Source organism: Kitasatospora sp. NPDC086791, from assembly GCF_040685975.1.
Lineage (GTDB): Bacteria > Actinomycetota > Actinomycetes > Streptomycetales > Streptomycetaceae > Kitasatospora.
Genome location: NZ_JBFBOC010000041.1, coordinates 1 through 14821, shown reverse-complemented (window position 1 = coordinate 14821; position 14821 = coordinate 1). Strand labels below are relative to the sequence as shown.

Here is a 14821-nt window from a genome sequence, read left to right as displayed (position 1 = left end):
GTGCTCGAGGTGATCCTGACGCTCGGGGTAGGTGCTCGGGTGCTCGGGGTGAGGGGCGGACCGGGGCCGGACGGGCGGCGGAGTCCGGGACTGCGGCGGTCCATTAACCTTGAGGGAGACAATCCCCGGCCGTCCGCCTGCGCAGGCTTCGGCTCCCATGCTCAGAGATGAGGTTCGCCCCCGTGGACACTGCCGACCGAGCGCACGCCCCGGTCGTCGTCGCCATCGACGGACCCGCCGGCTCCGGCAAGTCGACCGTCTCGCGGGCGGTCGCCGCCCGGCTGGGCCTGAGCTTCCTGGACACCGGCGCCATGTACCGGGCGATGACCTGGTGGATGCTGGCCAACGAGGTCGACGTCGACGACCCGGAGGCGATCGCCGTCGCGTGCGGCAAGCCGGTGATCGTGTCGGGCACGGACGCCGACGGTCCCACCATCACGGTGGACGGCCAGGACGTCTCCGGCCCGATCCGTGGCTCCCGGGTGACGGCGAAGGTCAGTGCCGTGGCCGCGGTGCCGGCGGTGCGGGCCCGGCTGGTCGAGCTGCAGCGCGGATGCGCCGAGGTCGTCGAGCGCGGCATCGTCGCCGAGGGTCGGGACATGGGGACGGTGGTGTTCCCGAACGCCACCGTCAAGGTCTTCCTGACCGCCTCCGAGGAGGCCAGGGCCGCCCGTCGGGCGGCCGAGCTGCGCGCCAAGGGCGTGGACGAGGCGACCATCACCGCGATGGCCGCCGACCTCGCCCGCCGGGACGCCGCCGACTCCTCCCGGGAGACGGCCCCGCTGGCCCAGGCCGCGGACGCGGTCCTGGTGGACACCAGCGACCTCACCCTGGAGCAGGTGATCGACCGGATCGCCGGGCTCGTGGAGGAGCGGGCCGGACTGTCCTCGGTCTGACGACCGGCTGGTCGGCCGGCCGGCTGGCTGGTCGGTCGCTGCCGGGTTCGACCACCACTGAGTGAACCGCGGGCCGTCGAGGCGTCGCGGAGACAACCATCGCGCTGCCCCGAGCGGGGCAGGTACGCACGGCACGCCCCTGGGAAGGGCCGGGCCGGGAAACGGAACAGACGAACATGACCGCAGAGCACTCCACCGCCGATCACGGCGGGCTGGACGCCGCTGACTACGCCGAGTTCATGGCCCTCGCCGCCGAGGAGGGTCTCGACCTCGACGGCTTCGACGCCGAGGACGGCTTCGAGCACCTCCGGCTGCCGGTGCTGGCCGTGGTCGGCCGCCCGAACGTCGGCAAGTCGACCCTGGTGAACCGCATCATCGGCCGCCGCGAGGCCGTCGTCGAGGACAAGCCGGGCGTCACCCGCGACCGGGTCACCTACGAGGCCAGCTGGAACGGTCGTCGCTTCAAGGTCGTCGACACCGGTGGCTGGGAGATCGACGTCCTCGGCATCGACGCCATGGTGGCCGCCCAGGCCGAGCTGGGCATCGAGCAGGCCGACGCGGTGCTGTTCGTCGTGGACGCCAAGGTCGGCGCCACCGACACCGACGAAGCCCTGATCAAGATCATCCGCCGGGCGGGCAAGCCGACCGTCCTGTGCGCCAACAAGGTCGACGGCCCCTCCACCGAGGCCGAGGCCGCCTACCTGTGGTCGCTGGGCCTGGGCGAGCCGTACCCGGTCTCCGCCCTGCACGGCCGCGGTTCCGGCGACCTGCTGGACGCCGTCATGAACGCGCTCCCCGAGGCCCCGCCGCAGACCTTCGGCGACGCCGCCCCCGGCGGCCCGCGCCGGATCGCGCTGATCGGCCGACCGAACGTCGGCAAGTCCAGCCTGCTGAACAAGGTCGCCGGCGAGGAGCGGGTGGTCGTCAACGAGCTGGCCGGCACCACCCGTGACCCGGTCGACGAGATGATCGAACTCGGCGGCAAGACCTGGAAGTTCGTGGACACCGCCGGTATCCGCCGCCGGGTCCACCTGACCGCGGGCGCCGACTTCTACGCCTCGCTGCGCACCTCCTCCGCGCTGGAGAAGGCCGAGGTCGCGGTCGTCCTGATCGACGCCAGCGAGACCCTGGCCGAGCAGGACACCCGGATCATCTCGATGGCCGTCGAGGCCGGGCGCGCCGTCGTCATCGCCTACAACAAGTGGGACCAGCTGGACGAGGAGCGCCGCTACTACCTGGAGCGCGAGATCGAGCGCGACCTCGTCCAGGTGCAGTGGGCCCCGCGGGTCAACGTCTCGGCCAAGACCGGTCGGCACATGGAGAAGCTCGTCCCGGCGATCGAGACCGCGCTGGACGGCTGGGAGACCCGCATCCCGACCGCGCGCCTGAACGCCTTCCTCGGCGAGCTGGTGGCCGCCCACCCGCACCCGATCCGGGGCGGCAAGCAGCCGCGCATCCTGTTCGGCACCCAGGCGGGCACCCGTCCGCCGCGCTTCGTGCTCTTCGCCTCGGGCTTCCTGGAGGCCGGCTACCGGCGCTTCATCGAGCGCCGGCTGCGTGAGGAGTTCGGCTTCGTGGGGACGCCGATCTCGATCTCGGTGCGGGTCCGCGAGAAGCGGAAGAAGAAGTAGCGGCAGCAGCTGTAGCTGAAGCTGTTGTAGCTGTCGGGAGGAGTCGGTCGACCGGTCGGCTCCTCCTGGAGGGCCTCGTCACGGTGGTGGCGGGGCCCTCCGGCGTGTCTGCGCGCTGGTGCGAGGGGGAGTGGGGCCGGCGTCAGCGGCGGTCCGGTGTCAGCGGCGGTCGTGCGGCGTCAGTGGTGCGGCGTCAGTGATGGTCGCCGTTGCGGCCCGGGGGGAGGGAGAGCATCTGGCGGTGGCGGCCACCGGTGGACGGGGCGGCGGCGAGGCCGGTGGCCGTACCCATGACCGGGGAGGGCGCGGGTGGTGCGGGCGGTGAGGGTGCGGGTACGGACACCGGGTGCGGGAGCTGGCCGAGGTAGCCGGCGGCGACCCAGCCTTGGCCGTTGGTGAACTGGGCTGCGCTGCTTGCGGGTTGGGTCATGGGTGGGGTGGCGGGGGTCGGCGCTGGGGTGGGGTGGCCGCGGCCGTCGTTGGTGGGGGCGGCGGGCTCGGGGTGGGTGCCGGAATGGGCGCCGGGGTGGTGGCCGTGGTGCCCGCCGGGGTGGGCGCTGTGGTGACTCTGCTGACCGTGCTGACCGTGCTGGTTGTGTTGGCTGTGCGGGTTGTGGTGGTGGTTGCCGGAGTGGCTGTGGTGGTGGCCTTGATGGCCGGAGGCCGAGCTGACGCCGTGCGGCTGGGGCGCCATGAACTGGGGGAGGCTCGGGGCCTGGCCCGCGAGGGTGTGGAAGGCCTGCTGCTGGGACGGCGGGTACGGGCGCTGCTCGCCGAGCAGGGGGTAGCCGTCACGCACCGCGAATCCGGTGAACACGAGGTTCTCCTCGCCCGAGCGGTCGCCGGGCAGAGCACGGAAGAGGCGTCGGTACTCGGAGTACAGCGCGTCGTAGATCGGCGTGGTGGAGTGCGGGTGTTCGGCGTCGTACGACGGGCGCATGCCGGGGATCGAGCGGGGGGCCGCGGTGGAGCGGCCGGGGGACGCGGAGACGTCGTAGCTGTACACGCAGGGCCAACGAGCGAGAGGGGGCGGGGGATGCGGGGCGCTCATGCGGGCGTGGGGGCCGGGGCATGAGCGGGTCTCATGGGGGTTGCTCATGAGCCCCGCTCATGGGGGGATCGTGCGTCGCGCTCATGAGCGGGTCTCATGGGGGTGGTCATGAGCGGTTCTCATGGAGAGGGCCATGAGCGCGCCTCATGAGGGGGACCGGGCTTGTGCTCATGAGCAGGCCTCATGGCCGGCAGAGGGCATGAGCAGCGCTCATGCCGAGTGCCCGCGAGGTGCGAGCCCGCGCCGGAGGCGGCCCGGCCCGGAGGCGGCCCGGGGTGGAGGGCGAGGCCGCCGTCCGGCGCGTAGGGGGAGAAGCGGATCAGGTACCGGCGAGCGGGAGGGAGGCGGCGACCACCTGGCCCAGTGCCACCGCCCGCTCCAGCGCCTGGCGCAGCAGGTCCTCGCGGGGCTGGCGGCCGACCATCCCGGCCGGGACGGCGTACATGGTCACCTCGGAGAGCTGGCTCGCCGCCATCCGCCAGGCGTCCGTCACCTGGAGCGGCTGGTGCGCCTGCCACCAGCCGGTGCTGCCACCGGCCGCGGCGGGCTGCAGGATCGCGTGCAGCTTGCCCATCGCGACCAGGACCGACCAGCCGGGCAGTTGCTCCGGGGTCTCGTCCAGGTCGGTGACGGCCTGGAACCCGGCGTCCTGGAGGAGGTCGAGGAACTCGTCCTCGCCGGAGGTGCTGCCGGGGCGGCCGACCGGGCCGGTGGGCTCGACCACGAGCGAGGCGTGGCCGACCTTGCCGTGCAGGACGAGCCCGCACGTGATGCCGAGGATGGCGGCGTGGCCGGGTGCCGGAGCGGTCGGTGCCGGTGCGGTCGGTACCGGGGCGTTGGGCACGGGAGCGGTCGGCGCGGGGATGGCGAGGCCCGGGGCGCCGGTCTGGGCCTGGCTGATGCTGCGGACGGCGCCGGCCAGCTGCTCCTCGGAGACCGGCACCACCTGGGAGGGGATGCAGCGGGCGTGCGCGAAGGCGAGCACGGCGGTCTCGTTCCCGACGAACAGCACGGTGCTGGTGGGCTCCACGTGCGTGTCGCCCGGGGTCCGGCAGGAGGTGCATTCGTAGCTGTCGGGGGCGCGGTCGCCGCCCAGTAGGCGGTCGGCCTCGTCGTCGCCGATCTCGGACCGGACCTCGTCGCTGACGTCGAGCATGCGCGGCACAGGGTCTCCTCGGATGGATGCGGTTGGGGCTTCGGGGGCGGACACGGGGAGGTCGACATGCCCAACGGGCCCTTGTGTCAGGCGTCACGGGTGCCCGTCGAGGCTGACGGGAATTGCCCCGGATCCGACCGCGCCGCGTGTTCTCGTGGTCGCAATCTGTCGATGTCGGTGACGGGACTGCCGGAATGAAACGGTGAGGTGGGTCACGTGGTGGGGATGTTTGATCTAGGAATCAACGGCTAAATTGGACATTTCGGGCGTAAATGTGTGGGTCTTACCGCCGGTAACCCTTGGCTGAGCTGGGCAGACCGCTCGGGTTTTGAAATCCCCACCGATCGGCTCGTAGCTTCTTGGTCGGCGCAACGAGCGCCACCCGGGATCACCCCCGACGCACAGCCCCCCGGCCCGCCGGGCGCGGCAGGTGCCCGCCGACGAGATCGCTCGAACAGGTCGTCGGCGAGCGGCTGGGTGGCCGGGGCGGCAGCGGCACGTCCGACACGTGCACGGCCGTCCGACGGACGCGGCAAGCGAACGCGACCCCTGACGGGGTCTGGTTCCGCATGTCCGCCCGGGGCTGTCGAGAGGAACCCCATGACTTTCCGTAACGAGATCGCCGCTGCCACCACCTCCACCGCCACCAAGCGCAACCGCGTCCGGATGGCTGTCGTGGCGGGCGCCGCTGTCGCGGCCCTGCCGGTGGCCGGCCTCGTCACGGCCACCTCGGCCTCCGCCGCCTCCGTCTCCACCTGGGACGCCGTCGCCCAGTGCGAGAGCGGTGGCAACTGGGCCATCAACACCGGCAACGGCTTCTACGGCGGCCTGCAGTTCACCTCCAGCACCTGGGCCGCCTTCGGTGGCACCGCCTACGCCTCGCAGGCCAACCTGGCCACCAAGGCGCAGCAGATCGCCGTCGCGGAGAAGGTCCTCGCCTCGCAGGGGCCCGGCGCCTGGCCGGTGTGCTCGGTCAAGGCCGGCCTGACCAAGGGCGGCGCCCCGGCCGCCGTCGACACCTCGGCCGCCGCGAAGCCGGCCGCCCCGGCAGCCCCCGCCGCGAAGCCCGCCGCCCCGGCCGCCAAGCCGGTGCAGGCCCCCAAGGCTGACGCCGCGCCGAAGGCCGCCGCCAAGCCCGTGCAGGCCCCGAAGGCCGCCGCCGCCCCCAAGGCCGACAACAGCGCCAAGGCCTGGACGGGCTCGAACGACGCCAAGCCGGCCAAGGGCAACTACACCGTCAAGTCCGGTGACACCCTGAGCTCCATCGCTGCCGCGCAGGGCCTGGACTGGCACGACCTGTACAAGAACAACGCCAAGGTCATCGGTGGCAACCCGGACCTGATCTTCCCGGGTCAGACCCTGAGCATCTGAGGTCCTGAGGTCCTGAGGTCCTGAGGCTTCGAGGTCCTGTGCGGCTTCGAGCTCCCGAGCCCTTGAGCTCCGGAGTCCTTGAGGCGCTGAGTCCTTGAGGCGCTGAGTCCTTGAGGTTCTGAGTGGGCGTACGTCCTCTGGGACCTCGGGGCCCTGAGGCCTCGCCTCCGGGGCCTCGTGGGCGGCTGACACCGGCTGCTCGGGCTTCCACCTGCTTCGGCAGCCACGGCCGCTCCTCCCTCGCGCGGGTTCTCCGCCGAGTGGAGGAGCGGCCGTCGGCGTGTTGTGGCCGGTGGTGCGTGGTGTGCCTAGGGTCGGCAGCCATGCCGCATTCGCGTGATGAAGGTAGGAGTCGGGCCGCGATTCGGGCCGGTGCCGCCGTGGTGCTGGTGCTGGCCGTCGCCACGGGCGGCGTCCGGGCCGACGCCGCCGTCCGGGTCGCGGACCTGGTCTGGGACGGGCTCGCCGACTGCGAGAGCGGCGGTGACTGGCAGGCGGACACCGGCAACGGCTACTACGGCGGGTTGCAGATCCGGCCCTCCACCTGGGCGGAGGCCGACGGCCCGCGCTTCGCGGACCGGCCGGACCGCGCCGGCCGGCGGGAACAGACGACCGTCGGCGACGAGATCGTCCGGCGGCAGGGGTGGGAGGCCTGGCCTTCCTGCGCGCGGGAGTTGGGACTGATCGGGGGCGGTGCCGCCACGGGGCACGGTGCCGGGGGCGGGGCTGGGCCCGGGTAGGGGCGGTGCGGGAGGATGGTGGGGTGATCCAGGGCGAGCTGTTCGGTGACCTGCCCGGGGCAGCCGGGGCCTCCGGGGTCTCGGGAGCCTCGGGTGCTTCCGCAGCCGGGGCGCGCGGGCGCCACGAACCCGCCCCCGGCGCCGTCCTGCTCCCCGGCTGGCTGGACCTCGACGCGCAGTCGCGCCTGATCGCCGCCTGCCGGGAGTGGGCCCGTCCGCCCGCCGGTCTGCACGCGGTGCGGATGCCCACCGGCGGGATGATGTCCGTCCGCATGGTGAGCCTCGGGTGGCACTGGTACCCGTACGGGTACCGGCGGGTCGCCGAGGACGGCGCGCCCGTCAAACCGTTCCCGCCCGAGCTGGGCCGTCTCGCCCGTCGGGCCGTCGCGGAGGCGTACGGGGACGAGCTGCCGGAGGTGGCGGGCGCCGTGTCCTTCGAGCCGGACATCGCGATCGTCAACCACTACCCGCACGGCGCCAAGATGGGCCTGCACCAGGACCGCGACGAGCGGACCGACGCCCCCGTCGTCTCGCTCTCGCTCGGCGACAGCTGCGTCTTCCGGCTCGGGAACACCGAGACCAGGACCCGGCCGTGGACCGACCTGGAGCTGCGCAGCGGGGACCTGCTGGTGTTCGGCGGCCCGGCCCGGTTCGCATACCACGGGGTGGTGCGCACGCTGCCGGGGACGGCGGAGCCGGAGCTGGGACTGGTGGGGCGGCTCAACATCACCGTGCGGGAGTCGGGATTGGAGGCGTAGCCGTGGGGTGCCGGGCGTCGGCTGCCGCGCCGTCCCCGTATCGCCGTCGTTGTCGCTCTGTAGCTCAGTAGCTCTGTAGCTCTGTAGCTCCGCAGCACCGTGGCTTCCGTCATCCGTTCGTCCACTCGTTCGAGTGAACTGGTGGATCGAACCCGGTGAGCGGGAATGCCCCGGGTCGCCGGAGAATTCGAGTGAGCTGGAGAATTCGATCGGAGTCCGCGTCCGGAGGGCCGGGGTCCGGAGAGGAAGCGTGCTCATGGGTACCCCCGTCGACGACCTTGTCGATCTGCTCGACCTCGAGCAGATCGAACTGAACATCTTCCGCGGGCGTAGCCCCGAGGAGGCGCTGCAGCGGACGTTCGGCGGCCAGGTCGCCGGGCAGGCGCTGGTCGCGGCGGGGCGCACGGTGGACGACGAGCGCCCCGTCCACTCACTGCACGCCTACTTCCTGCGCCCCGGGGTGCCCGGCGTGCCGATCGTCTACCAGGTCGACCGGATCCGGGACGGCCGCTCCTTCACCACCCGCCGGGTGCTCGGGATCCAGGGCGGCCGGTCGATCTTCGCGCTCACGGCCGACTTCCACCGACCGGAGGAGGGCGGCATCGAGCACCAGTACCCGATGCCGGAGGTCGCCGCCCCCGAGGACCTGCCCAGCGCCCTGGAGGAGGTCGGCTCCCGGCTCGGCGAACTGCCCCCGTTCATCAGCCGGCGCCAGCCCTTCGACGTCCGGTACGTCGACCGGCTGCGCTGGACCAAGGAGGAGCTGGCCGGTGTCGAGGCGCGTAGCGGCGTCTGGCTGCGCACCGACGGCCCGCTGCCGGACGACCCGCTGATCCACGTCTGCGCCCTCACCTACGCCAGCGACATGACGCTGCTGGACGCCGTCCGCGCCCCCGTCGAGCCGTTGTGGGGGGAGCGGCACTTCGACATGGCCTCGCTGGACCACGCGATGTGGTTCCACCAGCCGTTCCGGACGGACGACTGGCTGCTCTACCAGCAGGAGTCCCCGATCGCGCACGGCGCGCGCGGTCTGGCGCGCGGGCAGATATTCGACCGGAACGGGCAGCTGGTGGTGTCCGTCATGCAGGAAGGGCTGTTCCGGCCGCTGGACCGCCGAGCCGAGTAGGCGTCGCGTGATCCGCGGTGCGGGTCCTGCGGTGGGTGTTCCGCGGCAGGTGTTCCGTGGTGTGCTCCGTGTTGTGCGGTATGTCGGTGCGTTGCCGCCGTGTTGCAGTTTCGGTGGCGACGCACCGACGGGAATGATCCGTCCGAGCGGGCGGTGTTGTGAATGACCGAGAAGGGCGGCCCGAACCACGGGTCGCCCGCGGACCGACCGGGAGGGTGGACCGATGACGGCGACGGCCGCGGAGGACTGGAAACACTGGAGCGACAGCCGGGCGGCGTCCGTGAGCGCACCGCACGGCCAGCTCGCACTCACCGGCACGCACTGGCTGGAGCCCGAGCCCGCCGAGATCCCCGGCCTGCCCGGGCACTGGTGGGCCGACACCGAGGGCGTCCGGGTCCGGGCGACGGCGGGCGACGGCATCACCGTCGCGGGCACGGACGGACCGGTGGACGGCGAGGTGCTGCTGCGCCCGGACAGCGACCCGGCCGCAGACAGCGCCACCCTGGGCGACCTGCTGCTCGTCCCGATCGAGCGCGAGGGCGAACTGGCCCTGCGGGTCTTCGACCCGGCCTCGCCGCGTCGGACCGCCTTCGCGGGCATCACCACCTACCCGTACTCGCCCGAGTGGGCCGTTCCCGCGGTTTTCACCCCGTTCGACGACGAGGCCCGGTCGGTCGTGGTCCCGAACGCCGACGGCAAGGAGCGCCCGCTGGCCGTCAGCGGCCGGATCGCCTTCACCGTGGCCGGGGAGCACCGCACGCTGACCGTCAGCCGGTCGGGCAAGCGCCTCACCGGAGTGATCGCGGACGCGGGCAGCGACATCGACACCTACCGCTTCCGCTTCATCACCCTGCCGGAGCCGGACGCCGACGGCCGTACGGTCCTCGACCTCAACCGGGCCTACCTGCCGCCGTGCGCCTTCTCGGACCACTTCATCTGCCCGTTCCCGCCGCCGGGCAACCGGCTGGACTTCGCGGTGGAGGCGGGGGAGAAGCAGGTACTGAGTCGGTAGCGGCGCTGCCCGCGCCGTGCCGGGGTGGCGACGGTCGGCGGCCACGGGCACAGTGCCCGCCGAGGGCGGCCCCGGTGCGGGGACGTCCCGGAGCGGGGCGGAGCATGGAGACCATGTCAAGCGATCAACAATCCACCTCCGCCGCGTCGGCGGAAGCGCCATCCGCTGCCGCGCCCGGGCCCGATCCGGCGGACTCGCCTGCGACCTCCGACGCCGTGACCGCCGGCCCCCTGCCGGCGGACCCGGTGACCACCGCCGCACCGTGGTACCGGCGGGCGTTCGCCGACCTCAGCCCGCTGCGCGAGCACGCCGACTACCGCCGGGTCTGGCTCGGCCAGGCCGTCTCCTCCATCGGCCAGCAGATGACGGCCGTCGCCGTCTCCGTCCAGATCTACGACCTGACCGGTTCCGCCTTCGCGACCGGCCTGGTCGGCATCTTCTCCCTCGTCCCGCTGGTCGCCTTCGGCCTCTACGGCGGCGCGATCGCCGACACCGTCGACCGGCGACGACTGGGCCTGATCGGCTCGGCCGGCCTGGCGGTCGTCTCCGCCGTCCTGGCCGCGCAGGCCCTGGCCGGCCTCGGCCTGGTCGCCATCCTCTACGCGGCCGTCGCCGCCCAGGCGGGCTTCTTCGCCCTCAGCTCGCCCGCCCGCTCCGCGATGATCCCCCGGCTGGTGCCGACCCACCAGCTCCCGGCCGCGAACGCCCTGAACACCGTCAGCATGAACCTCGGCCTCACCGTCGGCCCCATGCTCGGCGGCGTCCTCATCGGTGCCTACGGAGCCCAGGCCGCCTACCTGCTCGACACCGTCGCCTTCACCGGCACGCTCTACGCGATGTGGCGCCTGCCCGCCATGCGTCCGCTCGGCGAGCGCAAGGGCCGCGCCTCCGTCCTCGACGGCCTCCGCTTCCTCCGCGACCAGCCCAACCTGCGCACCAGCTTCCTCGCCGACCTGGCCGCGATGGTCTTCGGCATGCCGCGCGCACTCTTCCCCGCCATCGCGGCCACCTTCTACGGCGGCGATGCCGGTACCGTCGGCCTGCTGGTCTCCGCCCCGGCCGTCGGCGCCCTGGTCGGCGCGCTCTTCTCCGGCTGGGTCGGCCGCGTGCACCGCCAAGGCGCCGCCGTCCTCGCCGCCGTCGTCGCCTGGGGCCTGGCCATCGCGGCCTTCGGCGCCCTCCACAACCTCTGGCTCGGCCTCCTGCTACTCGCCGTCGCGGGCTGCGCCGACACCGTCAGCATGATCTTCCGCAACACGATGATGCAGGTCGCCGCCCCGGACGAGATGCGCGGCCGCCTCCAAGGGATCTTCATCGTCGTCGTGGCCGGCGGCCCCCGCCTCGGCGACTTCGAATCCGGCACCGTCGCCGCCCTCACCAACCCCGCCACCTCCGTGATCAGCGGCGGCCTCGCCTGCGTCGCCGCCGTCCTCCTCCTCGCCGCCCGCCGCCCCGCCTTCCTCGCCTACGACGCCCGCCACCCGACCCCCTGACCTCCCACCCCCAACCCACCCCCATACCTGGCAGCGAGCACCCCCCGACGTGCTGTATTGTTTTCCACGTCGCCGGGACAACCGGGGGCAAGGTCGAGAAGCCCACAGCAGAGCCCCCCAGGCCCTCGCTGAAGGAACCGAGACCACGGGACGTGGCGCAGCTTGGTAGCGCACTTGACTGGGGGTCAAGGGGTCGCAGGTTCAAATCCTGTCGTCCCGACGTGAGTCGGAAAGGCCGTTGGCCGGGAGAAATCCCAGGTCAGCGGCCTTTTGCATGACGGGGCATCAGATTCACTGCATACTTGTTCGTATGCGGTTGGGGACCAATTGGGGGGCAAGTGCCTCCAGGGTGGCATCCACCGGGGGGTGCGAAGGCGCTCAAGGGGCTTCCAGGGGCTCAGATTTGACTACCCACGGTGACCGATGCTGAATCGTAACCAACGACTTTTCGACACCATGTGTTGCAATCCAGCCATCTTTTCGGGGAGTTGAACGAGCCTCCCCGCATCTGTCAAGGCGTCAGCCGATGTGGTGGTCCGGCGACGAAGACGTCCTGCGGTGCGTCCAAGACCGCGCCGCAGACCCGCTTAGGAGCCCGCCGCTGCCCGCGACCATCCACACACAGTGACCGTTGGTGCGATGTCGCGGGTGGGAGAATCGGCCGAGGGGCACCAGCGCGGAGGCCATGGCATGCCGGCAGAGGAGTTTCGACACAAAGGGGTCGGCCCGCTGCTCGGCGCCCGGCGACCCGGCGAGCTAGCTCGGGCCCTTCGGAGCGGACGACCAGGCTGCCCCGGCCACCGGCCACCGGCCACCGGCCGTCGCCTCGAAGCCGGAGAACAAGAGGAGAGGGCCACGGATGCCGAGTCATGACCCGACCGGCGGGCCGGTGCAGCCCAGCGCCGAACCGGGCGATGCGGTACCGCTCGGGCCGTGGGGCGGCGCACAGGTGGTGGTCTGGCGGGGCAGGACCGGAACCCTCTGGCACGCCGACCCGAACTGCCACACCCTGCGCAGCCGAGCGGTGGAAGAAGTCTTCACCCAGCCCGACGAAGGGACCCTGGGCGACCGCAAACTGCCGGAGAACGTGCACTGCCTGCCACCTGGCCTGCTGCGGGACTACCTCCTCGCGGCGAGGAAGCTGGCGAAGTACGAGCGCGTGACCACGGCCGGACATGAGCAACTCGCTGACGGCCAGCTACCGGTGATCGCCTTCGGTGCGCTGACGGCCCTGAGCGAAGTGAACGACGCGCTGGAGGGCGATGCCCTGGAATCCTCATGGCGCTCGGCCCGTCGGCGCCGCGATGAACTGGTCGACCAGGCTCGCCCGCTGCTTGCCGCGCGCCTTCCGCAGCTGTTGGCTGCGCAGTGGGTGCTCACCGGCAAGACCGCGCGCCAGTACCAGCGCCGCTACACCGACTTCGCCGACGCCGTCATCGACGCGTTCGAGAACGACGGCCTCGCCTTCTTCGGCCTCTACGAATACGTCACCAAGGACCTGCTCCCGCGCTGGTTGGAGGACGTCACTGCCGGCCACGCTCCCGGCCGTGCGACCGAGCGGATGGCAGCGGAAGAGGCGCGACGCCTGGAGTCCTCTCCCCAGCCAACCGAACCCGAGGCTGCCGACCGAGTGAGGCAGGCCACCGCGCGCATCGGACAGGACTGGTCCCGCCGCCTCGCGGACATCGCCGCGTCGCACGACGGCGAGGTGATCGCGCTCTTCAACGCGGAGCGCCTGCCGATGGACAAGCCGCTGCGCGACCTGTTCACCACCGTGCTGCCATGCGCGCACCTTCGGACCCGCGACTTCGCGTGGACCGCAGGCCGCGTCCCGGCCGTACTCGGACGGTTCTTCTTCGACGAGCACGCCGGTGAGCGGATCGGCGTGATCCTGGAACGCGACGAGGCAACTGCCGCCTTCGGACCTGCGACGTGTGCCCTGTTCCTGCGCAACCTCGTGACACAGCTCGGTCAGCCCGACCTCGTCGACTACGTCGAGGCCGGCGACGGAGCCGCATCGTCTGACGACATCCGGGCCGACTACCCGGCCGCCCGGCTGAGATGGCCGCACGGAAGCCCGGTCGACGTATATCCGGGACTCGGGATGACCCGCGAGGACTTGCTGCCCGCACTCCACGCCGCCAGAGGCGGGGTGCGTTTCCCGGCGCCCGGGAGATGACCAGACAGGCCTTCGGGCGCTGTCGAAGGCCTGGTGACGAGTCTCGCCGGCGCTCAGGAGAAGCTCGCCCAACTCGACGCCGAGCAGGAACGAAGGTCCGCCGCAGTCGATCTCGGGTTGCCAACGTTCCCCGAGGTTGCGGGGCGCGTCAGCGAACTCTCCCCCTAGCCTCTGGCCATGAGGAAAGAAGACGCCCGGTGGCAGAAGTGGTGCGCCAACTTCGATGCTGCGGAACGAGACATCAAGACGCTCTTTCACAACCGCCATGTCTGGAACTCGATCCAGGTGTCGACGGTCACGCAATTCCCCAGGGCGAGCGTCACGTAATTCCCCACCCCCTCGGGTCGTCGGTCAGTCGGCCCGAGGGCCTTCGGTTGCTTGTCCGGGTCTGGAAATCAGATGACCGGTGGTGCCGTCGTCTTCAACAATGGCGCATGCTGATTGATCACTGGCCGCTGCTGGGCCTGCGTCTGAACACTCCCCGCCTGGAGCTTCGACTGCCCGGCGACGACGAGCTGGCTGACCTGGCCGACCTGGCAGCAGAGGGCATCCACGAGCCGGACCGCATGCCCTTCCTCGTGCCGTGGACCGACCTTCCGCCGGCAGAACGGGCACGCTCGGTAGTGCAGCACCACTGGTTGCGCCGGGGGACCTGGGCCCCGGACAACTGGGCGCTGACCCTCGCCGTCTTCGAGAACGGCCAGGTCGTCGGCCTGCAGACCATCGCCGCCCGCGACTTCGCCGTACTGCGAGAGGCCACCACCGCCTCCTGGCTCGGTGCACGGCATCAGCGACAAGGGATCGGCACCGAGATGCGCGCCGCCGTCCTGCACCTGGCCTTCGCCGGCCTGAACGCGCTGGAGGCGACATCGGGAGCCTTCGAGGACAACGCCTCCTCGTTCGCCGTGTCCCAGAAGCACGGCTACGAACTCGACGGCATCGACCGACACGTGGTCCGCGGCCAGCCTACGACGACGAGGCGGCTGAGGCTGACACGTGCCCGCTGGGAGACGCACCAGCACGTCCCCGTCTCGATCAGCGGCTTGTCGCCTTGCCTGTCGATGTTCGGACTGTCGGACAGCAGCGGTAGGGACCGCCAACGGTCGGCTTCTTAGCACGCCCCGGCGCCGATCACCGCGGCCGCCGGTGACCCGCACCTGGGAAGACCCCGTTCCCTCGCTCCCGACCGCCGTCTCCATGGGGAATCGTGACCGTGAGGGTGGGGAATTAAGTGACGCCGATCATGCGGATCGTGGGGAGTTACGTGACCGCTGACAGCCCGGTGGAGGAAGAGCCATCCGCTGGGGGGCAGTGCCCTCTCTGACAGTCTCGGCTGAGACGCCCGGTATGTCGGGTTAGTCTGGATGGCGAGGTAGAGGAGATTCCCCCGGCATGCCCAGTTCCACCA

The 14821-nt window shown here is 71.7% G+C and carries 12 protein-coding genes and 1 tRNA gene; 11 read left to right on the top strand and 2 right to left on the bottom strand.

What is annotated here, in order from left to right; all coding sequences use genetic code 11:
* The first annotated feature begins 182 nt into the window (after positions 1–182).
* Both cmk and der read left to right on the top strand, forming a co-directional pair.
* Entirely contained in the window at positions 183–896 is a 714-nt protein-coding gene (gene cmk / locus AB0Q99_RS31275; RefSeq protein ID WP_363577107.1) for a (d)CMP kinase, read from the top strand.
* Between the two features lie 176 nt (positions 897–1072).
* Entirely contained in the window at positions 1073–2527 is a 1455-nt protein-coding gene (der, locus tag AB0Q99_RS31270) for a ribosome biogenesis GTPase Der (RefSeq protein WP_363577105.1), read from the top strand.
* 193 nt (positions 2528–2720) lie between these two features.
* Here der and AB0Q99_RS31265 read toward each other — a convergent pair whose 3' ends face one another.
* Positions 2721–3533 (bottom strand): hypothetical protein, encoded by an 813-nt coding sequence (locus AB0Q99_RS31265; RefSeq protein ID WP_363577162.1) that lies wholly within the window; start codon positions 3531–3533, stop codon positions 2721–2723.
* 364 nt (positions 3534–3897) lie between these two features.
* A complete protein-coding gene (locus AB0Q99_RS31260; protein WP_363577103.1) occupies positions 3898–4743 on the bottom strand; it encodes a hypothetical protein in 846 nt (281 codons plus the stop codon).
* Positions 4744–5334: 591 nt separating this feature from the next.
* Here AB0Q99_RS31260 and AB0Q99_RS31255 point away from each other — a divergent pair.
* The 9 genes from AB0Q99_RS31255 to AB0Q99_RS31215 all read left to right on the top strand — a co-directional run bounded on the left by AB0Q99_RS31255 (position 5335) and on the right by AB0Q99_RS31215 (position 14528).
* Positions 5335–6105 (top strand): transglycosylase family protein, encoded by a 771-nt coding sequence (locus AB0Q99_RS31255; protein WP_363577101.1) that lies wholly within the window; start codon positions 5335–5337, stop codon positions 6103–6105.
* Between the two features lie 380 nt (positions 6106–6485).
* On the top strand, positions 6486–6845 hold the full coding sequence (locus tag AB0Q99_RS31250) for a transglycosylase family protein (protein WP_363577099.1): 360 nt from the start codon (positions 6486–6488) through the stop codon (positions 6843–6845).
* Between the two features lie 146 nt (positions 6846–6991).
* On the top strand, positions 6992–7603 hold the full coding sequence (locus AB0Q99_RS31245; protein WP_363577150.1) for an alpha-ketoglutarate-dependent dioxygenase AlkB: 612 nt from the start codon (positions 6992–6994) through the stop codon (positions 7601–7603).
* A 256-nt stretch (positions 7604–7859) separates the two neighbouring features.
* Positions 7860–8729: an acyl-CoA thioesterase II gene (locus tag AB0Q99_RS31240; protein WP_363577097.1), complete on the top strand. Its 870-nt coding sequence runs from the start codon at positions 7860–7862 to the stop codon at positions 8727–8729.
* A 223-nt stretch (positions 8730–8952) separates the two neighbouring features.
* Complete coding sequence (locus tag AB0Q99_RS31235; RefSeq protein ID WP_363577095.1) at positions 8953–9741, top strand: DUF1684 domain-containing protein; 789 nt, start codon at positions 8953–8955, stop codon at positions 9739–9741.
* A gap of 215 nt (positions 9742–9956) precedes the next feature.
* Complete coding sequence (locus AB0Q99_RS31230) at positions 9957–11234, top strand: MFS transporter (RefSeq protein ID WP_363577093.1); 1278 nt, start codon at positions 9957–9959, stop codon at positions 11232–11234.
* Between the two features lie 146 nt (positions 11235–11380).
* Positions 11381–11454, top strand: a tRNA-Pro gene (locus AB0Q99_RS31225).
* A gap of 639 nt (positions 11455–12093) precedes the next feature.
* Positions 12094–13413, top strand: coding sequence for a hypothetical protein (locus tag AB0Q99_RS31220; RefSeq protein WP_363577091.1), 1320 nt, complete (start codon positions 12094–12096; stop codon positions 13411–13413).
* A 434-nt stretch (positions 13414–13847) separates the two neighbouring features.
* Entirely contained in the window at positions 13848–14528 is a 681-nt protein-coding gene (locus tag AB0Q99_RS31215; RefSeq protein WP_363577089.1) for a GNAT family N-acetyltransferase, read from the top strand.
* The last annotated feature ends 293 nt before the right edge of the window (positions 14529–14821 follow it).